A 20,098-nucleotide genomic window follows, 5' to 3' on the forward strand; every position below is an offset into this window, starting at 1 on the left:
CGAAAGGCTGCGGTTCGGAGTGGGTCCCCCGGGGCCCGCTCTTTTTTATTGCCGCACCCTGCCTGTCGATCGCGCGCCCCGCGGGCGCCCGGAATCGCGAGACCAGCATGGCGGAAGCCCCCGAGACCCCGACCCCCGAGAAGCGCCTCGTCACGGAGAGCGGCGTTGCCGCGCGCGTCGTCCAGGTGATCGAGGGCGCGGTCGAGGGGCTGGGCTACCGGCTCGTGCGGGTGAAGGTGACCTCGGGCGGCAACGCCACGGTGCAGATCATGGTCGAGCGGCCGGACGGGCTCTGCGCGATCGAGGATTGCGAGGCGGTGAGCCGCACGATCTCGCCGCTCCTCGACCTCGATGACCCGGTGGGCGGCGCCTACAACCTCGAGATCTCGTCGCCCGGCATCGACCGGCCGCTGGTGCGGGTCTCGGATTTTGCCCGATGGGCCGGCTACGAGGCCAAGGTGGAGCTCGCCCGTCCGCTCGACGGCCGCAAGCGCTTTCGCGGCATTCTGGGCGAGCCCGACGCCGCGGCGCTCACCGTGCCGATCGACCTGCCCGACGTGAAGGAGGGCCTGCCGAGCCGGATCGTGCTGCCGCTGGCCGACCTCGCGGAGGCGCATCTCGTCCTCACCGACGACCTGATCCGCGAATCGCTGCGCCGCGGCGGCCCGCCGGCCGAGGACGCCGACGAGCCGGAGGCGGACGAGGAGCCCGAGGCGGAGGCCGCCCCGCAGGTGCGCTTCATCCCCGCGCCGAAGCGCCCGAAGCCGAAGGCCGACAAGCCGGTGAAAGCCAAGCCCGCGAAGGGGCCCGGCCCGAAGAAGCCCGTGATCACCAAGGCGAACCGCCTGAAGGACCGCGACTCGTTCCACTGAGCGCGTCGCCGAAGATTTCCGCCGCCGCCCCCCGCGGCCGGCACACATCAATCCGGCACACCCAAGCCGAACGGAAAGGACCTGAACCATGGCCGTTGTCAGCGCCAACAGGCTCGAACTCCTGCAGATCGCCGACGCGGTCGCCCGCGAGAAGGTGATCGACCGCCAGATCGTCATCGAGGCGATGGAGGAGGCGATCGCCAAGGCCGCCCGCTCCCGTTACGGCGCCGAGACGGACGTCCACGCCGAGATCGACCCGAAGACCGGCGCGCTGCGCCTCTCGCGCCACCTGCTGGTGGTGGAGGAGGTCGAGAACGACGCCCGCGAGATCACCCTCGACCAGGCGCGCCGCTACAATCCGGGCGCCCTCGTCGGCGACGTGATCTCCGATACCCTGCCGCCCTTCGATTTCGGCCGCGTCGCCGCGCAGTCGGCCAAGCAGGTCATCGTCCAGAAGGTGCGGGACGCCGAGCGCGACCGTCAGTACGAGGAGTACCGCGACCGCATCGGCGAGGTCGTCAACGGCCTCGTGAAGCGCGTCGAGTACGGCAACGTCATCGTCGACCTCGGCCGCGGCGAGGGCATCGTGCGGCGCGACGAGATGATTCCGCGCGAGACCTTCCGCCCCGGCGACCGCATCCGCTCCTACCTGTTCGACGTGCGCCGCGAGGTGCGCGGGCCGCAGATCTTCCTGTCCCGCTCGCACCCGCAATTCATGGCCAAGCTGTTCGGCCAGGAAGTGCCCGAGATCTACGACGGCATCGTCGAGGTGAAGGCGGTGGCCCGCGATCCGGGCTCGCGCGCCAAGATCGCCGTGATCTCGCGGGACGGCTCGATCGATCCGGTCGGCGCCTGCGTCGGCATGCGGGGCTCGCGCGTCCAGGCCGTGGTCGGCGAGCTGCAGGGCGAGAAGATCGACATCATCCCGTGGTCGGAGGATCAGGCGACCTTCATCGTCAACGCGCTCCAGCCGGCCGAGGTCGTGAAGGTGGTGCTGGACGAAGAGGCCGACCGCATCGAGGTGGTGGTGCCCGACGACCAGCTCTCGCTCGCCATCGGCCGCCGCGGACAGAACGTGCGCCTGGCCTCGCAGCTCACCGGCTGGGACATCGACATCCTGACCGAGGCCGAGGAATCCGAGCGCCGCCAGAAGGAGTTCGCCGAGCGGACCCAGGTCTTCATGGAGGCGCTCGACGTCGACGAGACGGTCGGCCAGCTGCTCGCGGCGGAGGGCTTCCGCAACGTCGAGGAGATCGCCTACGTCGACACGCAGGAACTCTCGAATATCCAGGGTCTCGACGAGGAGACCGGAGCCGAGATCCAGGCGCGCGCGCAGGATCACCTTGCTCGCATCGAGCAGGAGCACGACGACCGTCGCCGCGAACTCGGCGTCGAGGACGAGCTGCGCGAGATCGACGGAGTGACCACGCCGATGCTGGTGGCCTTCGGCGAGAACGACGTGAAGACGATCGAGGATCTGGCCGGATGCGCCACCGACGACCTCGTCGGCTACACGGAAGGCCGCGGCCCCGAGGCCGTGCGTCACGCGGGCTACCTCGACGGGTTCGACCTGTCGCGCGCCGAGGCCGAGGCCATGATCATGGCCGCGCGTCTCCACGCGGGTTGGGTCGAGGCCGCGCCCGAGGAGCCCGAGGTTGCCGAGGGCGACGGTGAGGCGACCGGCGACGCCGCCGCGGCGCAGGCCTGAGGAGAGCGGAGAGCCGCGCCGTGGAGGCCGCAGTCACCGATACAGGCGAGGAGCTGGCGCTCGACGCCGGCCCCGTCACCGGCCGCAAGGTGCCTCAGCGCACCTGCATCGTCACGCGCGCCGTGCAGGCGCCTGAGGCGATGATCCGGTTCGTGCTGGGGCCGGACGGCGCGGTGGTGCCGGACCTGCGCGCCCGCCTTCCCGGCCGCGGCGCCTGGGTCACGGCGCGCCGGGACACGGTGGCCGAGGCGGTGAAGCGGCGCCAGTTCCAGCGCGCCTTCCGGGGCAAGGCCGGCGCGGTGCCGGCCAACCTCGCAGACCGGATCGCGCAGGCGTTGCGCGAGGATCTGCGGCAGGCCATCGCGCTCGCCAACAAGGCGGGCTGCGTGGTGGCCGGGTTCTCGAAGGTCGAGTCGGCGATCGGGGCAGAGCCCGGCGTCGCCGCCCTGATCCACGCCGCGGAGGCGAGCCCCGACGGGCGCCGAAAGCTCGTCGCGGCATTGCACAGGCGGCATGGCGGCTCCATATCGGGGATCCCGATCGTGGATGACCTGTCCGAAGACGAATTGGACATGGCCTTGGGTCGGGATCATGTGATACACGCTGCGCTCGTCGCAGGAGTCGGAGCCACCGGCTGCCTGGTGCGTTGGCGTCGGCTACGCTCCTTCGAGGGCGCCGGTACGGCGGTCGAGGAGCCGGGCTCTGCACGCGATGACGGGGGCGCACCGCCTCCGCCGGGAGGTGCGTGAGCCCTCCGGGCGGAAACGGGTTCGAGGCCCGTGTTCGAGCGGGACGCGACATCTTAGGAATTCTCGGCTGGATCTGTGGGCGTCGCTCACCGCTTCCTGCTCAGAACAGGTCAGATCGGCGCTCAAGGGGGCGTCGATTCACGGGGCGATGGAAACCCTCAAGGGTTCGAACTGAATGAGCGATACGAACAACCCGGGCGACAAGACTCTGAGCAAGGCTCCCGCGCGACCGCTGTCTTCGAAGCGGCCGATCGAGGCTGGGACCGTGCGCCAGAGCTTCTCCCACGGCCGCACCAAGCAGGTCGTGGTGGAGACGGTGAAGCGCCGTGTCATCGGCGCGACGCCCGGCACCCAGGCACCGGCCCGCGAGGCGAATCCCGCTCCCGCGGCTCGCCCCGCACCGGCCGCCCCTGCCGCCGCCCGTCCGGCGCAGCGCCCGACCTCGGGCGTGGTGCTGCGGACGCTGAGCGAGCAGGAGCGCGACGCCCGCGCCGCTGCTCTCGCCGACGCCCAGCGCCGCGAGCGCGAGCAGCAGGAAGCGCGCCGCCGTGCCGAGGCCGAAGCCGAAGCCGCCCGCCGGGAGGCCGAGGCGGCCGCCCAGCGCGAACGTGAGGCTGCCGAAGCCCGCAAGCGTGAGGCAGAGGCCCAGGCCCGCCGCGAGGCCGAGGAGCGCCAGCGCGCCGCGGAGGCGGCCAAGGCCGCTGCCGAGGCGCCTGCCGCACCGCCGGTCCAGGCACCCGCACCGGTCGCAGCCGCGCCCGCCGCGGCGGCCCAAGCTGCGCCGGCTCAGGCTCCTGCCGCAGCGTCCCCGAATGCGCCCGCTTCCCGTCCGGTCGCGGCGGCCCCGGCCCGTCCCGCGGCACCCGCTGCCGCGCGTCCCGCTGCGTCGCCCGCCACGGCACGCCCGACCACGCCCGCCGGCGTCCGTCCCGCCGCGCCCGGCGCTCGGCCGCCCCTCGCGCCGCGTCCGGTCTCCGCGGAGCCGCGCCGCACGATCACCGCCGATTCGCGCAAGCCCCGCGATCTGAACTTCATGGCTCGTCCGGCTCCCGCGCCGGAGCCCGAGAAGCCCGCTACCCCGACGACCGCGCAGCGGCCGACCGGCACAGCGGCGCGTCCCGCGACCGGCCGTCCCGCCGCGGCCGAGGACGAGAGCGACAACACGAAGCGGGTCATCCGCCGTCCGGGTCAGCCGCTCAAGATCATCGCAGCGCCCAAGACGCCGAAGTCGCCGGGCGGCGACCGCAACCGCGGCCGCCTCACCATCGCGACCGCCACCTCGGGCGAGGACGAGCGCACGCGCTCGGTCGCCTCCTTCCGCCGCCGCCAGCAGCGGATGAGCGGCCACCGCCAGGTGGAGCAGAAGGAGAAGCTGTCGCGTGAGGTGACGATCCCCGAGACCATCACCATCCAGGAGCTCGCCAACCGCATGTCGGAGCGCGCCGTGGACGTGATCCGTCTGCTGATGAAGCAGGGCCAGATCCACAAGATCACCGACGTGATCGACTCGGACACCGCCCAGCTCATTGCCGAGGAGCTCGGTCACACCGTGCGCCGCGTCGCAGAGTCGGACGTCGAGGAGGGCCTGACCTCGGACGAGCCGGATCTGGAGGAGGATCTCGATCCCCGTCCGCCGGTCGTCACGATCATGGGTCACGTCGATCACGGCAAGACCTCGCTGCTCGACGCTATCCGCAAGGAGAACGTGGTCGAGGGCGAGGCCGGCGGCATCACCCAGCACATCGGCGCCTACCAGGTGGCCTCGCCCTCCGGCGACCTCATCACCTTCATCGACACCCCCGGCCACGCGGCCTTCACCTCCATGCGCGCCCGCGGCGCCAAGGTGACGGACATCGTGGTGATCGTGGTGGCGGCCGACGACGGCGTGATGCCCCAGACCATCGAGGCGATTCAGCACGCCAAGGCGGCGGGTGTCCCGATGATCATCGCGGTCAACAAGATCGACAAGCCGGATGCCAAGCCGGAGCGGGTCCGCACGGAGCTGCTGCAGCACGACATCCAGGTCGAGTCCATGGGCGGTGAGACCCTCGAGTTCGAGGTCTCGGCCAAGACCGGCCAGGGCCTGCCGGAGCTCCTTGAGGGCATCCAGATCCAGGCCGAGATCATGAACCTGCGCGCCAACGAGAAGCGCGACGGCGAGGGTACGGTCATCGAGGCCCAGCTCGACCGCGGCCGCGGCCCGGTCGCGACGGTCCTGGTCCAGCGCGGCACGCTCTTCACCGGCGATATCGTCGTGGCGGGCGCCGAATGGGGCCGCGTGCGCGCCCTCATCGACGACCAGGGCGAGCACGTGCAGTACGCGGGTCCCTCGGTTCCGGTCGAGGTGCTCGGTTTCAACGGGACGCCCGATGCCGGCGACCGCGTGATCGTGGTGCCGAGCGAGGCGCGCGCCCGCGAGGTCACCGAGTACCGCGCCCGTCTGAAGCGCGAGCGTCTCGCCGCCCGCACCGGTGGAGCCAACCGCTCGCTCGTCGACATGATGCGCGAGATGAAGGAAGGCGCCGGCCGCAAGGAGCTGCCGGTCGTCATCAAGGGCGACGTGCAGGGCTCGGTCGAAGCGATCTCGGGCGCCCTTGAGAAGCTCGGCAACGACGAGGTCGGAGCGCGCATCCTGCTCGCCGGCGTCGGTGGCATCACCGAGTCGGACATCACCCTGGCGCAGGCCTCGAAGGCCTTCGTCATCGGCTTCAACGTGCGGGCCCACAAGGAAGCCCGCGAGTCGGCCGAGCGCAACGGCATCGATATCCGGTACTACAACATCATCTACGACCTCGTGGACGACATCAAAGCCACGCTGTCGGGGATGCTGCCGCCGACGCTCCGCGAGGAGCGCCTGGGCGAGGCCGTGATCCAGGAGGTCTTCGAGGTCTCGAAGGTCGGCAAGGTCGCGGGTTGCCGCGTCACCGATGGCATCGTCGAGCGCGGCGCCCATGTCCGCCTGATCCGCGACAGCGTGGTCATCCACGAGGGCAAGTTGAAGACGCTGAAGCGCTTCAAGGACGACGCGAAGGAGGTCACCTCCGGTCAGGAGTGCGGCATGGCCTTCGAGAACTTCGAGAACATGCGCTCCGGCGACATCATCGAGTGCTACCGGGTCGAGGAGATCCGCCGCAGCCTCTGACACGGCCCCTTCAGGGCCGGTCGCGGCGGCTGCAGCCCGGGCTGCAGCCGCCGTTTTCTATTGTCCCGCTCCGCGCCGGCCGACTCCGCCGCGGAGCCAGATCGCTTTCGGATGATGGCTCAGAAACCTTCTCAAGCCGGCCCCTCGCAGCGCCAGCAGCGCGTGGCCGAACTCGTGCGCCATGCGCTGGCCGAGGTGCTCCAGCGCGGGGACGTGCAGGACCCCACCCTGTCCTCGCACGTCATCACCGTGCCGGAGGTCCGGATGTCGCCGGATCTCAAGCTCGCGACCGCCTACATCATGCCGCTCGGCGGCCAGGACGAGGCGCCGGTGCTGGCGGCGCTCGATCGCAACCGGAAGGTCCTGCGCCAGGAGGTCGCCCGGCGGGTGAACCTGAAATACGCGCCGGAACTGCGCTTTCGCCGCGACGAGACTTTCGATGAGGCGGCCCGCATCGACCGCCTGCTGCGGGACGAGCGCGTGCAGCGCGATCTCGCACGCCCGGACGACAGCGACGCCGAACCGGATGCCGATTCCGGGCATTGACCCGGTCTGCCGCAGACTTCCGCCCGCCGACATCCGGGCGTGGAACGAACCCGACGCACCCGGAAGCGGGCCCCGATGCCAGCCCGCCGCCGCTCGAGAGGACAGACACGGCTTTGATCAACGAGTTTCCGCCCCCGGAGCGCCCGGCCGCCGCCGAGATGCCCCTGCCCCGCGAGCGCCGCTTCCAAGGTGAGCATCATGGCGAGCGCCAAGGTGAGCGCGGTGGTGAGCGCCGACCGCAGCGCGGCCCCCGTCCCGATCGCCCCAAGCGCCGCGACGTGTCCGGCTGGGTCATCCTCGACAAGGGCGTCGGCATGACCTCGACCCACGCGGTCGCGGTGGTGAAGCGCCTGTTCAACGCCAAGAAGGCGGGCCATGCCGGCACGCTCGACCCGCTGGCCTCGGGCATTCTGCCGATCGCGCTCGGCGAGGCGACCAAGACCGTCCCCTTCGTGATGGACGGCCGCAAGGCCTACCGCTTCACCGTCGCCTGGGGCGTGGAGACCGATACCGACGACGGCGAGGGCCGGCCAGTTGCGACCAGCGAGGCGCGCCCGAGCCGAGAGGCCGTCGAGGCCGCGCTTCCGACCTTCCTCGGCTCGATCGAGCAGGTGCCGCCACGTTTCTCCGCCATCAAGATCCAGGGCGAGCGCGCCTACGATCTCGCCCGCGAGGGCGAGGTGGTAGAACTGGCGCCCCGCCGCGTGCAGATCGACCACTTGGCGATCGTCGAGCATACCGGCGACCAGACGGTGATCGAGGCGGAGTGCGGTAAGGGTACCTACGTGCGCGCCATCGCCCGCGACCTCGGCCGCATGCTCGGCTGCTACGGCCACATCGCGGCGCTGCGGCGCACCCGCGTCGGCCCCTTCACGGAAGCGGTCGCCTGCACGGTGCAGGGGCTCGACAACGAGAATCCGGACGCGAACCTCGCCCATCTCCAGCCGGTCGAGACGGCGCTCGACGGTGTCCCCTCCACGGCGGTCTCGCGCGACATGGCTCTGCGCCTGATGCGCGGCCAGCCAGTGATTCTGCGCGGGCGCGACGCGCCGGCCTCCGGCAAGGCCTTCGCCACCTGCGGCGGCATCCTGGTCGCTGTCGGGGACGTGGAGCGCGGCGAGCTGGTGCCGCACCGGGTCTTCCATCTCGGCGGCACTGCGGCGAACCGCCCGGCCTGAGCCCGGAAGAAAACCGGAACGAAGGCCGTTTCGACCTGTTGGCCCGCGGGCGCGTCGCCGCCCGCGGGGAATACGGATGCCTGAGCACAGCTGCGACGTCGCGATTATCGGGGCCGGCACCGCCGGTATCGCGGCCTATCGGGCGGCGACGGAAGCCGGCGCACACGCGGTGCTGATCGAGCGCGGACCGGGCGGCACCACCTGTGCCCGCGTCGGCTGCATGCCTTCCAAATTGCTGATCGCCGCGGCGGACGCGGCGCACGCCGCCCGGCACGCCGATCTGTTCGGGGTTCGGGTCGATTCGGTGCGTGTCGATGGTGCGGCGGTGATGCGTCGCGTCCGCGAGGAGCGCGACCGTTTCGTCGGCGCGGTCTTCGAGTCCCTCGGCCACATCCCGGCAGCGCGCCGCATCGGCGGCGAGGCTCGCTTCCTCGATGCCCGTACCCTCGCGGTCGGCGAGCACAGGGTCGCGTTCCGCTCGGCCGTGATCGCCACAGGTTCGAGCCCGGCGGTGCCGAAGCCGCTCCGCGGGCTCGGCGACCGGTTGCTCACCACGGACACGATCTTCGAGATCGACGACCTGCCCGATACCCTGGCGGTTCTGGGCGGCGGCGCGGTCGGGATCGAGCTGGCCCAGGCCATGGGGCGCCTCGGCGTGGCCGTCACCCTGATTGATTCCGGCAAGGCGATCGCTGGCCTGACCCATCCGGATCTCGTCCACGCCGCCGCCGAGATCTTCGCCGAGGACATGACGCTCCTGCGCGAGACCGAGATCGAAGGGGCGGAATCCGTCGACGGCGGCGTGCGCCTCACCTGGCGGACGGCGGATGGGACGACCGGCGCCGGCCGCTTCGCCAAGGTTCTGGCCGCCGCCGGACGACCGCCGAACCTGTCGGGGCTCGACCTCGGCGCCGCCGGCCTCGACTTGGACGAGGACGGCCTGCCGCGGTTCGACCCGCGCAGCTTCGTCTGTGAGGGAGCACCGCTCGTCATCGCGGGGGACGCCAACGCCGCGCGTCCGATTCTGCACGAGGCGAGCCGCCAGGGCACGATCGCCGGCCGCAACGCGGCCGCCCTCGCGCGCGGCGGGAGCCTGACGGCGCCCGAACCATGGACGCCGCTCGCCATGGTCTTCACCCATCCCCAGACCGCGCGGGTCGGCGCCGCGTACGACCGCAAGGCCACGGACCGTCTGATCGGAGACAGCGACTTCTGCGATCAGGGCCGCGCTCGGATCGACGGGATGAACCAGGGCGGCGTCCGCCTGTGGGCCGACCACGCGGGCCGGCTGCTCGGTGGCGAGATGATCGGCCCGGCCGCGGAGCATCTCGCGCACATCCTCGCCGACGCGATCACGGTCGGAGCGCGCGTGCAGGATCTCCTCGACCGCCCGGTCTACCATCCCACGGTTGAGGAGGGCTTCCGGAGTGCCGTCTCGGCGCTCGGGGACGCGATGGCGGATCTCTGAGCGTTGCACAATCGGAAGTGGGTCCGCGCACGCGGGAGGCAACCGGAGCATTGCGCTCAATCTGTCCACCCGGCATACCGGGCATCCGATGAGTCAGTCCCGCTTCTGATGCCGCAGCTCGCAGCGCCCGGCAGTCACGTCGACCTCGACGCCCTCGCACCCGACGAACTCGACCGGCTCGACACGGGTATCGTCGGGCTCGATGAAGCGGGCAGGATTGTCGTGTTCAACGAGGGGGCCAGCGCGCTCTGGGGTCTGTCGCGGGAGGCCGTGCTCGGGCGCAACTACTTCCGCGAGGTGGTGCCGAGCACCAACGTGCCAAGCTTCCTCGGTCGCTTCCTGGCCGGACGGCGCCGCGGTGTCCTCGACGAGAGCTTCGAGTTTGTGTTCGGGCGCGTGCCGAGCCCCCTGCGCACGCGGGTGCACATGCGCGGCGGGCAGGCGCACGACTGGCTGACGATCGAGCCGCTGGAGAGCCTCGGCGCCGGCCCGTCGCGTGAGGCCGTGATGGCGGCGATCGGCAACCGGGTCCGGGCCGAGCCCGTCGATCCCTCGATCTGCGAGCGCGAGCCGATCCACATCCCGGGCTCGATCCAGCCGAACGCCGTGATGCTGGTGGCGGATGTCGAGACGCTGACGATCCTCGCCCACAGCACCAACGCCTTCGAGATCCTGCCTGATCCCGGTCACGGCCTCGACGGGCGCCCTCTGGCGGCGGTCCTGCCGCTGCCCTTCATCGATCTCGTGCGCGCCCGGCTTGCCGGCGGCACCCTGACTGACGGCCGCTCGGTGCGGCGGACGCTGCGCCTCGACGGGCTGGAGGCCGCCTATTATGCGGTGGCACACGCCCATGCGGGCCGCCTCATCGTCGAGCTGGAGCGCGCTCCGGACAGTCCGGACGATTTCGGCGATGCCCGCCAGACCGACACAGAGCTCGCTGTCGGGCGCTTGCGCGCCGCCGAGACCCTCGCGGGTGCCGCCGCCATCGCGGCCCTCGAGGTCCGGGCGCTTACCGGCTTCGAGTCCGTGCTCGTGTACCGCTTCGACCTGGACTGGAACGGCGAGGCGGTGGCGGAGGACAAGATCCCGGACTGGTCGCGCAGCCTGTTCGGCCTGCGCTTTCCCGCCTCGGACATCCCGGCCCAGGCTCGCGCGCTCTACACCAAGGCCAAGAGCCGCTTCGTGATCGACCGCGACTGCGTGCCGGTCCCGCTGCTCGCGGCGCCCGCCGCCGGCAACGCACCCGTGGACCTTACCTTCGCCCAGAACCGCACCCTCTCGCCGATCCACCTGGAATATCAGCGCAATCTCGGGGTGAACGGCTCGATGTCGATCTCGATCATGGTCGAGGACCGGCTCTGGGGCCTGATGATCGGCCACCACCGGCAGCCACACTACGTGCCGCCCGAGACCCGCGCCGCTGCGACCGTGCTGACCGACGCCTTTGCGATGCGGGTGCAGGAGATCGAGGCGCGCACGCTCTGGGCCGAGCGGCAGGCCCATCTGGCGACCGAGGCGCGGTTGGTGCGCGAGCTGACGCGCTCCGACGACTTCGTCGCTGCGCTGACCGGCGCCGAGACCACGATCCTCGATCTCTTCGGCGCGACTGGCGCCGGCATCGTCGCGGGCGAGCGGGTCACGCCGATCGGCAAGGCACCGCCGCCCGATGACCTGCTGCGCCTCGCGGCGTGGCTGAGGGAGCGGATTGGACCGGGAGGGACCAGCTTCTCCACCATGAGCCTCAGCGCGGATTTTCCGCCCTTCGCGCCCCACCGCGAGATTGCGAGCGGCCTGCTTGCCGCCTTCGTCGACGGGCAGCGCGAGAACCTGATCCTCTGGTTCCGGCCCGAGGTTCCCAGCACGGTGACCTGGGGCGGCGACCCGCGTAAGCCGGTGCTGGCCGGCGACGGACCGGTGGCGGTGCTGCCGCGCCGCTCCTTCGAGCGCTGGGTGGAGGAACGCACCGGCTTCGCGGCGCCCTTCGCCGAGTGGCAGGTCTCCCTGGCCGTCTCCCTCGCCCGAGCCGTCGAGGGCGTGGTGCTGCGCCAGCGCCGCAAGATCGACGAGCTGACCGGGCTGCTCGCCGAGAAGGAGCGCCTGCTCGCCCAGAAGGATCTGCTGACCCGCGAGATCGACCATCGTGTCAAGAACTCGCTGCAGATCGTCTCATCCTTCCTGCAGATGCAGCGCCGCCAGATCGCGGACGCGGACGCGCGGCAGGCTTTCGCCGACACCTCCGCCCGGGTGATGAGCGTCGCGCGGGTGCACGACAGCCTCTATCAGGCCGAGACTATCGAGGAGGTCGATCTCGGCCAGACCATCGAGAGCCTGTGCCGCGATCTCGCGGCGCTCGCCGGCGAGGGCCATGCGGTCGATCTCACTGCCGAAGCGGGGCTGATGGTGCCCTACCGCAAGGCGGTGGCGCTCTCGCTCATCGCGACCGAGCTCGTCACCAACGCTTTCAAGTACGGTATGCGCGAGGCCGGAGCCGGCCGCGTCGCGGTCCACGTCTCGGCCGCGGGCGCCGGGGTGCGGCTCCGGGTCTGCGACGACGGCGTCGGCCTGCCGGACGGCTGGGACGCGAATCCGCGCGGGACCGGGCTTGGCATGAAGCTGATCCGGGCCATGCTCGACCAGATCAACGCCCGGCTCGAAGTCGCCAACGCGCCCGGCGCCTGCTTCACCGTCACTGCATGATCGGGACGCAATGATCGGGGACCTGCACCGGCGCCTGCGCGCGGCGACCGCCACGGCCCACGAGGGCCTGGAGCGCGATCTCGGCTGGGAGCGGCGGGTTGCGACCCGGGCGGGCTATCGCGACCTCCTGGCCCGGTTCCGGGGCTTCCACGCGGCCTACGAGCCCGCGATCGGCGCAGGTCTCGCCGACGAGGCTTTCTTCGGGCCGCGGCGCCGTCTCGCCCGGCTCGATGCCGATCTCGCCCATCTGGGCCTCGACCCGGCCGGGATCGCAGCCTTGCCCGCACCCTCAGCGCCTCGGTTCGACGGGTCGGCGGCGCTCGGCGCGCTCTACGTCCTGGAGGGCTCGACGCTCGGCGGCCAAGTGATCGGCCGTCGCATCGCGGCTTTGCACGGGTTCGAGGCGCGCGGGCTGGCCTATTACCGCGCGCACGGGCCGGCGACCGGCGCGATGTGGTCCGCCTTCCGGGCCCGGCTGGAAACGGCGGCGGACGAGACCGCGCTGACGGAGGCGGCGGTCGCGACCTTCGAGGCGATGCGGGTGTGGCTGTGCGGGGACGGGTCGATCGCGTCCCGCGCGGCGTGAGCGGGCCTACACGGTTGGATGGTTCGATCGTGGCCGAGCACGGTCATTCCGGGGCGCCGGAGGCGAGCCGGGAATCCATGAACACCGCAGCGACGTGTTCCGATACTTCGGTGTGCATGGATCCCGGGCTCCGTGGACGCGGCCCCGGGATGACGGCAGACAGGGCTGCCGCTGAGCGAGCCCCGCTCAGCCCCCCTGCCCCTCCGCCAGAATCCCTTCGACGAAACCCTCCAGCCCCGTACGTCGGGTCCGGCGCAGGCGCTCCGCCGTGAGGATGCTCTGCAACGCCGTGAAGGCGTTCTGCAGATCGTCGTTGACGATAACGTAGTCGTACTCGCTCCAGCGCTGGATCTCGTGGCGGGCGTTCTGGAGCCGCTTCTCGATCGTGGCCTGCGAATCCTCCGCCCGCCGCTCCAGACGCTGGCGCAGCTCGGCCATGCTGGGCGGCAGGATGAACACCGTCACCACGTCGTCGGTGAGCTTCGAGCGGACCTGCCGGGTGCCCTGGTAGTCGATGTCGAAGATCATGTCCCGGCCCGCGGCCAGAACCCGCTCCACGGGGCGGCGCGGCGTGCCGTAGAAGTTGCCGTGCACCTCCGCCCATTCGAGCAGGTCGTCGCGGGCGCGGAGATCCTCGAAGGCCTCGCGCTCGATGAAGTGGTAGTGCTTGCCATCGATCTCGGAGGGGCGGCGCGCCCGCGTCGTCACCGAGATCGACAGATCGAGCCCCCAGCCGCCGTCCTGCGCGATCGCGCGCGTCAGCGTCGTCTTGCCCGCCCCCGAGGGCGAGGACAGGATCAGGATGAGGCCGCGCCGCGCGACCGCGTCGGGCCTGTGCCGCACCGGCTCCGTCATCCGCGCCCCCTGATCGTCCGTTCCGTCACGCGCCCACTCACTCGACGTTCTGAACCTGCTCGCGGAATTGCTCCACCACGGCCTTCAAGTCGAGTCCGATCCGCGAGAGCGACGCGTCGTTGGCCTTGGCGCAGAGCGTGTTGGCCTCGCGGCCGAGCTCCTGGGCCAGGAAGTCGAGCCGCCGCCCGATGGCCCCGCCCCTGGCGAGAAGCTCCTGCACCGCTCCGACATGGGTGCGCAGCCGATCGAGTTCCTCGCGCACGTCCGCCTTGGCGGCGAGCAGCACCGCCTCCTGGTGCAGGCGGTCCGGATCCAGGGTGCCGCCCTCCGTCAGGCTTGCGATTGCCGCCGCGAGACGCGCGCGCACCGCCTCGGGCCTACGGGCGGGGCACACCTCGGCGGCCTCCGTGAGTTCGGCGATGCGCGCGATCTGGGCGCCGACGATCTCGGCGAGTTGGCGCCCCTCCGCGCGGCGCGCCTCGACGAGGTCGGCCACCAGCCGCACCACGCCCTCGGCGAGGTCGCGGGCGAGCGAGTCCGTCTCGGGCGCGGCCTCCTCCTCGGTCTCGATCACGCCGCGGATGCCGAGCAGGCCGTCCATGGTCGCTGGCGCGACGCCCTCGGGCACGGGCACGCGGGCAACGGCCGCGGCGAGGCTCGCCAGCAGCGCCTCGTTGACCCGGACCCGCACGGCCGTCTCCGGCTTCGTCAGCGCCAGGCTGAGCTGGCACTGGCCGCGCGACAGGGTCTTCTGGAGGGCGGTGCGGGCGACCTCGCCGGCCGCCTCGTAGCCGTTCGGCACGCGCAGGCGGACGTCGAGCCCGCGGCCGTTGACGCTGCGGACCTCCCAGGCCCATTGCACCGGCCCGCTGGTGCCGGCGGCCCGGGCGAACCCGGTCATGCTCGCGATCATGGTGCGGTCGATTCCGGCGCTACGTTCCTCCGGCCCACAAAGGGGGCGGTGCGCGCCGGATTGCAAGCCTCAGGGCTGCTTCAGCACCGGCACGGTCTTGGGGGAGCCGAGATCGTAGGTCTTGTTCCGCAGCGGATCGAGGCGGGTGCCCTCGGAGGCGTCGAAGGCCTTCGGGCGCGTCCCGCCCTGGCCCTCGATGAAGGCCGCGTTGGTGCCGGGCGGCGCGTAGGCCGAGGCGCGGCCGGGCGTGTTGGGGTCGGCGGCGGGCTCGACCTTGTCGACGCCGCCGGCATCCGGCGTCGGGCTCTGGCGGGAGCGCTCGACCGCGCGCCAGCGGGCGACGTTGCGCTGGTGCCCTTCCAGGCTGTCGGCGAAGGCGTGGCCGCCGGTGCCGTCGGCCACGAAGTAGAGGTCCTTGGTGCGGGAGGGATTGGCCACCGCCTCGAGCGCGGCGCGGCCGGGATTCGCGATCGGCCCCGGCGGCAGACCCTCGATCACGTAGGTGTTGTAGGGGGTCGGACGATCGATCTCGGAGCGCAAGATGCCGCGGCCGAGCGTGCCGCGCCCGCCCACCAGCCCGTACACGATGGTCGGGTCCGATTGCAGCTTCATGCGCCGGTTGAGCCGGTTGACGAAGACGCCGGCGACCCGCGGGCGTTCGTCGGCCCGTCCGGTCTCCTTCTCGACGATGGAGGCGAGGGTCACCATCTCGGCCGGCGTCTTCACCGGCACCTCGGCGCTGCGGCGCAGCCAGATCTGGTTCAGCACCTCGCGCTGCTTCTGCTTCATCAGGTTGACGATCATCTGGCGCGTTGCGCCGCGCTCGAACTTGTAGGTGTCGGGCAGGAGCGAGCCCTCGGCCGGGATCTCTCCGACCTCCCCGGTCAGCACATCGTTCTCGTTGAGGCGGGTGACGATCTGCTCGCTCGTCAGGCCTTCCGGGAAGGTGATGGCGTGCTGGACCTGCCGGCCGGTCGTCACGGTGTCGATGGCATCGCTGATGCTGGCATGGGCCTTGAAGTTATACTCGCCCGCCTTCAGCGGCGGCTTGCCGCCGAAGCGGGCGGCGAACTCGAACAGGCCCGTATGGCCGATTACGCCCTCGCGGCGCAGGATCTCGGCGATCTCGCCCGTGCCGCTGCGGGTCGGGATCACCACCACCTTGTCGGCTGCGAGCGGGCCGGGCTCGTGAATCTGGCGCTGGAACAGGGTCAGGCCGATCATTGCCCCGATGGCGACGACGACCGCAAAGGTCAGCAGCCCGCTGATCGTGGCGATGAGGCCGCCGCGCTCGCGCACCGGCCGCTCGGGCGGCGGCGGCGCGGCGGTCGGCTTGATGGCCTCGTGCGGCGAGCGCGGAGAGAGCCGGTTGGGCAGCGCGGCCTCGTCGCGGGTGATCGGCGTCGACTCGAATGTCTTGCGTCTGCGGAAGAACATGAGGATCCTGCTCGGGCTCGCCCGTCGCGCAGATGCGCGCACAGAGCGTCGTCCCGCGTCGGGTGAAGACCGCGGCGAGACGAGCCTAGCGGGTTTTGTGGCGAAATTGCCATTCGGCGCGGCAGAATGCCCGTGCGTACCGCGCCGTGACCTCGTCTGCGATCCGTCAGCGCGAGGAGCGCAGCACCTGCAGGTCGAGGTCGCGCACCTTCTTGCGCAGGGTGTTGCGGTTGACGCCGAGCAACTCGGCCGCGCGGATCTGGTTGCCCCGGGTGGCCGCGAGCGCTGCGCCGATCAGCGGCCCCTCGATCTCCCGCAGGATGCGGTGATAGAGGCCGGGCGGCGGCAGCGTATCCCGGTAGCCCGAGAAGTAGTCGGTGAGGTGCCGCTCGACGGCGCTCGACAGGCTCTCCGACTCGTTGCCCTTGCGGGCGCCGTTCTGCCCTTGCGCGGAGACCGGCGGGGAGAGCGGCAGCGTGTCGAGCTCCGCCTCGATCACCGGACCCGTGATGGTCTCCTGCGGGTAGAGGGCCGCGAGGCGCCGGACGAGGTTCTCCAGCTCGCGCACGTTGCCGGGCCAGCGGTAGCGCTTCAGCCGCTCCATCGCGTCGCCGTCGAGCGTCTTGCGGGTCAGGCCCTCGCGCTCGACCAGCACGAAGAAGTGGCGCACGAGATCCGGCACGTCCTCCGAGCGCTCGCGGAGCGCGGGCAGGCGCAGGGGAACCACGTTCAGGCGGAAGAACAGGTCCTCGCGGAAGATGCCCTGCTGGATCGATATCCGCAGGTCCTTGTTGGTGGCCGCGATAATCCGGACGTTCGTCTTGATCGGCACGCGACCGCCGACAGTGGTGTACTCGCCCTGCTGAAGCACGCGCAGCAGGCGGGTCTGGGCCTCCATCGGCATGTCGCCGATCTCGTCGAGGAAGAGCGTGCCGCCCTCCGCCTGCTCGAAACGGCCGGCAGAGCGCTGGAGCGCGCCCGTGAAGGCGCCCTTCTCGTGGCCGAACAGCTCCGATTCGATCAGGTCGCGCGGGATCGCCGCCATGTTGACGGGGACAAAGGGCCCGGTGCGGCGGCGGCCGTAATCGTGGAGGGCCCGCGCCACCAGCTCCTTGCCGGTGCCCGACTCGCCGGTGATCATCACGGTGAGGTCGGTCGGCATCAGGCGGGCGAGCGCCCGGTAGATCTCCTGCATGGCGGGCGAGCGGCCGACCAGCGGGATGTCCTCGTTCTCCGGGCCCTGACCCGGCGCGGGCGCGCCGCGGGGGCGCGAGAGAGCGCGCCCGACGATGGCGATCAGCTCCTTCAGGTCGAAGGGCTTGGGCAGGTACTCGTAGGCGCCCCGCTCCGAAGCGCGGATCGCCGTCATGAAGGTGTTCTGCGCGCTCATCACGATGATCGGCAGTTCCGGCCGCACGCGCTTGATGCGGGGCAGGAGGTCGAACACGTTCTCGTCCGGCATCATCACATCGGTGATGACGAGGTCGCCCTCCCCTTGCGCGACCCAGCGCCAGAGCGTGGCGCAGTTGCCCGTGGAGCGGACCTCGTAGCCCGCCCGCGAGAGCGCTTGATTGAGGACCGTGCGGATCGCGGCGTCGTCGTCCGCGACGATGATGTGGCCGTTGGGCATGACTCTACTCGGCCTCCACGACCGATTCGCGCCCGTCCCGGGCACTCGACATAGGGAGGAGAAGGCGGAAGGTGGTGCGGCGGGGAGCGGGATCGCACTCGACGATCCCCCCGTGGTCGCCGACGATCTTGGCCACCAATGCAAGACCGAGGCCGGAGCCCGACACTTTCGTGGTGACGAAGGGGTCGAACAGGTCGGGCAAAAGCTCGGCGGTGATGCCGGGGCCGTTGTCGCGCACCGCCACCTCGATCGGCAGGCTGACGCGCTCGCGCGAGCCCGGAACCTGAAGGCGGAGACCTGTGCGGAAGGCGGTCGAGAGCGTGATCTCGCCGTCGACCGTGTCGGCGCCGATCGCTTCCGCCGCGTTCTTCACGAGGTTCAGGATCACCTGGATCAGCTGGTCGCGGTTGCCGAGCACCGGCGGCAGCGAAGGATCGTAGGTCTCCACGAAGCGGATGTGACGGGCAAAGCCCGACTGGGCCGAGCGCTTCACTTGGTCGAGCACGCCGTGGACGTTGACGGGGACGCGCTCGACGGGCCGCTCGTCCCCGAACAGCTCCATCCGCTCGACGATGCGCACGATGCGGTCGGACTCGTCGCAGATCAGCCGGGTCAGCACCCGGTCCTCCTCGGCGCCGGACTGTTCCAAGAGCTGGGCGGCGCCCCGGATGCCGGCGAGCGGGTTCTTGATCTCGTGGGCCAGCATGGCACCCAGCGCAACCATGGAGCGCGCCGCGCCCCGGTGCGTGAGCTGGCGGTTCATCTTGTCGGCGATGGTGCGCTCCTGGAGCATCAGCACCACGGTGTCGCCGTTGTCGCCCAGCGCGGTGGCGAAGACATCGACGCTGCGCTCCTGGCCCGTTCGCGGCGAGACCAGCTCGACCCGGTACTCGCTGACGCTGGAGCGGCGGCGGCGCACCTCCGCCACCAGCGCGATGATCGGCGAGGCGAAGGGGATGATGTCGCGCAGCTGCCGCCGCTGCATCAGCCGGGCTGAGGCGTCGAAGAAGCTCTCCGCCGCGTGGTTGCAATGGATGATGTGGTCGTCCGGCCCGATGGTCAGCACCGGCAGCGGCAGCGCGTTCAGCACCGCCGCGCCGCTGGGACCCGTCCCGCCGGCCTCGGCATCCGGCAGGTCGCCCGCATCGCGTTCCGTCACGCCCGTGCCCCCCTCGATCATGCGGCTTCCGCGACCGCCGGGGCGGGCGCACCGAACGCGGCGCGCAGCAGGGCGCGGGCCGTGGCCGGATCCGTGGTCGTGAGCAGCCGGGTGCGGGCCTCGGGGGGCAACGCGCCCCCGGTCTCCGCATAGGCCGCGAGATGCTTTCGGGCGTGGCGCACGCCCATGTGCTCACCGTAGAGGGCGATCAGCCCGTCATAGTGCGCGACCGCGATCGCGGCCTGCTCGGCGCGCGTCGGTGCCGGTGCAGGCTCACCGGCGAGCGCGCGCGCGATCTGCCCGACCAGCCAGGGCCGGCCGACCGCCGCGCGCCCGACCATCACCCCGGCGGCCCCCGAGGCCGCGAGGCAGTCGCGCGCGTCCTCGGCATCCGCGATGTCGCCGTTGGCGATGACCGGGATCGCGACCGCTTCCACCACGGCGCGGATCGCCGCCCAGTCCGCCCGGCCCTTGTAGAATTGCTGCCGCGTCCGGCCGTGCACCGTCACCGCGTCGAGCCCGATCGCTTCCGCGCGCCGCGCCAGCTCGGCGGCGTTGAGGCTCTGGTGGTCCCAGCCGAGGCGCATCTTCACGGTGACCGGCACGGTCACCGCGCCGCGCACGGCCGCCAGCAGGCGGCAGGCATGGTCGAGGTCGCGCATCAGGGCCGAGCCCGAGGCGCCGCCCGTCACCACCTTGGCGGGGCAGCCCATGTTGATGTCCACGACGTCGGCGCCGCAGCCGACCGCGAGCCGCGCCGCCTCGGCCATCGGTTCCGGCTGGCAGCCGGCGAGCTGCACCACGTGCAGGTCCACGCCGCTGCCATCGGCCCGCAGCCGCGCTTCGCTCGCGCCGCGGGCAAACTCGGCGGCCGCCACCATCTCGGACACGACCGCGCTGGCGCCGAGGCGCCGAGCCGCCCGCCGCATGTGCAGGTCGGTCACGCCCGAGAGCGGCGCCAGGAGCGCCAGCGGCCCTGGAGCCGCACCGCGCAGAGCGCTCAAATAATGATCATCAGTCATTCTGCACAACGATTAGACAAAAGCTGCGCCGACGCAAGCGGCAACCGCGTTGATTTCGGAGGTTGCCCCGCTTAAAGCCGGTGCACCCTGCCCGGTAGCCTCCCCGGTGCGGGGGGTATGCGCGCACCTCGCGTAC

15 protein-coding genes are annotated in these 20,098 nt (G+C 71.4%); 9 read left to right on the plus strand and 6 right to left on the minus strand.

What is annotated here, in order from left to right:
- Positions 1 to 107: 107 nt before the first annotated feature.
- The 9 genes from rimP to MFF54_RS04135 all read left to right on the plus strand — a co-directional run bounded on the left by rimP (position 108) and on the right by MFF54_RS04135 (position 12,946).
- The gene (gene rimP / locus MFF54_RS04095) at positions 108 to 872 is read left to right on the plus strand and encodes a ribosome maturation factor RimP (protein WP_238301362.1); all 765 of its coding nucleotides are present in this window, start codon (positions 108 to 110) and stop codon (positions 870 to 872) included.
- A gap of 88 nt (positions 873 to 960) precedes the next feature.
- Complete coding sequence (gene nusA / locus MFF54_RS04100) at positions 961 to 2,580, plus strand: transcription termination factor NusA (RefSeq protein ID WP_238301363.1); 1,620 nt, start codon at positions 961 to 963, stop codon at positions 2,578 to 2,580.
- A gap of 20 nt (positions 2,581 to 2,600) precedes the next feature.
- Complete coding sequence (locus tag MFF54_RS04105) at positions 2,601 to 3,329, plus strand: RNA-binding protein (RefSeq protein WP_238301364.1); 729 nt, start codon at positions 2,601 to 2,603, stop codon at positions 3,327 to 3,329.
- A gap of 175 nt (positions 3,330 to 3,504) precedes the next feature.
- Entirely contained in the window at positions 3,505 to 6,471 is a 2,967-nt protein-coding gene (gene infB / locus MFF54_RS04110; RefSeq protein WP_238301365.1) for a translation initiation factor IF-2, read from the plus strand.
- 114 nt (positions 6,472 to 6,585) lie between these two features.
- A complete protein-coding gene (gene rbfA / locus MFF54_RS04115; protein ID WP_238301427.1) occupies positions 6,586 to 7,017 on the plus strand; it encodes a 30S ribosome-binding factor RbfA in 432 nt (143 codons plus the stop codon).
- A 158-nt stretch (positions 7,018 to 7,175) separates the two neighbouring features.
- Positions 7,176 to 8,195, plus strand: a complete 1,020-nt coding sequence (gene truB / locus MFF54_RS04120) for a tRNA pseudouridine(55) synthase TruB (protein WP_238301428.1) — start codon at positions 7,176 to 7,178, stop codon at positions 8,193 to 8,195.
- A gap of 76 nt (positions 8,196 to 8,271) precedes the next feature.
- Positions 8,272 to 9,663, plus strand: coding sequence for a dihydrolipoyl dehydrogenase (locus tag MFF54_RS04125; RefSeq protein WP_238301366.1), 1,392 nt, complete (start codon positions 8,272 to 8,274; stop codon positions 9,661 to 9,663).
- Between the two features lie 108 nt (positions 9,664 to 9,771).
- Positions 9,772 to 12,360 carry a histidine kinase dimerization/phosphoacceptor domain -containing protein gene (locus tag MFF54_RS04130; RefSeq protein ID WP_238301367.1) on the plus strand — a complete coding sequence of 863 codons (2,589 nt, stop codon included), beginning with the start codon at positions 9,772 to 9,774 and terminating at the stop codon, positions 12,358 to 12,360.
- Between the two features lie 10 nt (positions 12,361 to 12,370).
- Positions 12,371 to 12,946 (plus strand): biliverdin-producing heme oxygenase, encoded by a 576-nt coding sequence (locus tag MFF54_RS04135; protein ID WP_238301368.1) that lies wholly within the window; start codon positions 12,371 to 12,373, stop codon positions 12,944 to 12,946.
- 186 nt (positions 12,947 to 13,132) lie between these two features.
- Here MFF54_RS04135 and gmk read toward each other — a convergent pair whose 3' ends face one another.
- The 6 genes from gmk to dusB form a co-directional block, all read right to left on the minus strand.
- Entirely contained in the window at positions 13,133 to 13,801 is a 669-nt protein-coding gene (gene gmk, locus MFF54_RS04140) for a guanylate kinase (protein WP_238301369.1), read from the minus strand.
- Between the two features lie 37 nt (positions 13,802 to 13,838).
- Entirely contained in the window at positions 13,839 to 14,702 is an 864-nt protein-coding gene (locus MFF54_RS04145) for a YicC/YloC family endoribonuclease (RefSeq protein WP_238301370.1), read from the minus strand.
- Between the two features lie 81 nt (positions 14,703 to 14,783).
- A complete protein-coding gene (gene mltG / locus MFF54_RS04150; RefSeq protein ID WP_238301371.1) occupies positions 14,784 to 16,151 on the minus strand; it encodes an endolytic transglycosylase MltG in 1,368 nt (455 codons plus the stop codon).
- A 166-nt stretch (positions 16,152 to 16,317) separates the two neighbouring features.
- Positions 16,318 to 17,781, minus strand: coding sequence for a nitrogen regulation protein NR(I) (gene ntrC / locus MFF54_RS04155; protein WP_238301372.1), 1,464 nt, complete (start codon positions 17,779 to 17,781; stop codon positions 16,318 to 16,320).
- Positions 17,782 to 17,785: 4 nt separating this feature from the next.
- Positions 17,786 to 18,961 carry a two-component system sensor histidine kinase NtrB gene (locus MFF54_RS04160; protein ID WP_238301373.1) on the minus strand — a complete coding sequence of 392 codons (1,176 nt, stop codon included), beginning with the start codon at positions 18,959 to 18,961 and terminating at the stop codon, positions 17,786 to 17,788.
- Positions 18,958 to 19,962, minus strand: a complete 1,005-nt coding sequence (dusB, locus tag MFF54_RS04165) for a tRNA dihydrouridine synthase DusB (RefSeq protein ID WP_238301374.1) — start codon at positions 19,960 to 19,962, stop codon at positions 18,958 to 18,960. The genes MFF54_RS04160 and dusB overlap by 4 nt, the downstream gene beginning before the upstream one ends.
- Between the last annotated feature and the right edge of the window lie 136 nt (positions 19,963 to 20,098).

Origin of the sequence: Methylobacterium gregans (assembly GCF_022179245.1) — a bacterium.
GTDB classification, from domain to species: domain Bacteria; phylum Pseudomonadota; class Alphaproteobacteria; order Rhizobiales; family Beijerinckiaceae; genus Methylobacterium; species Methylobacterium gregans.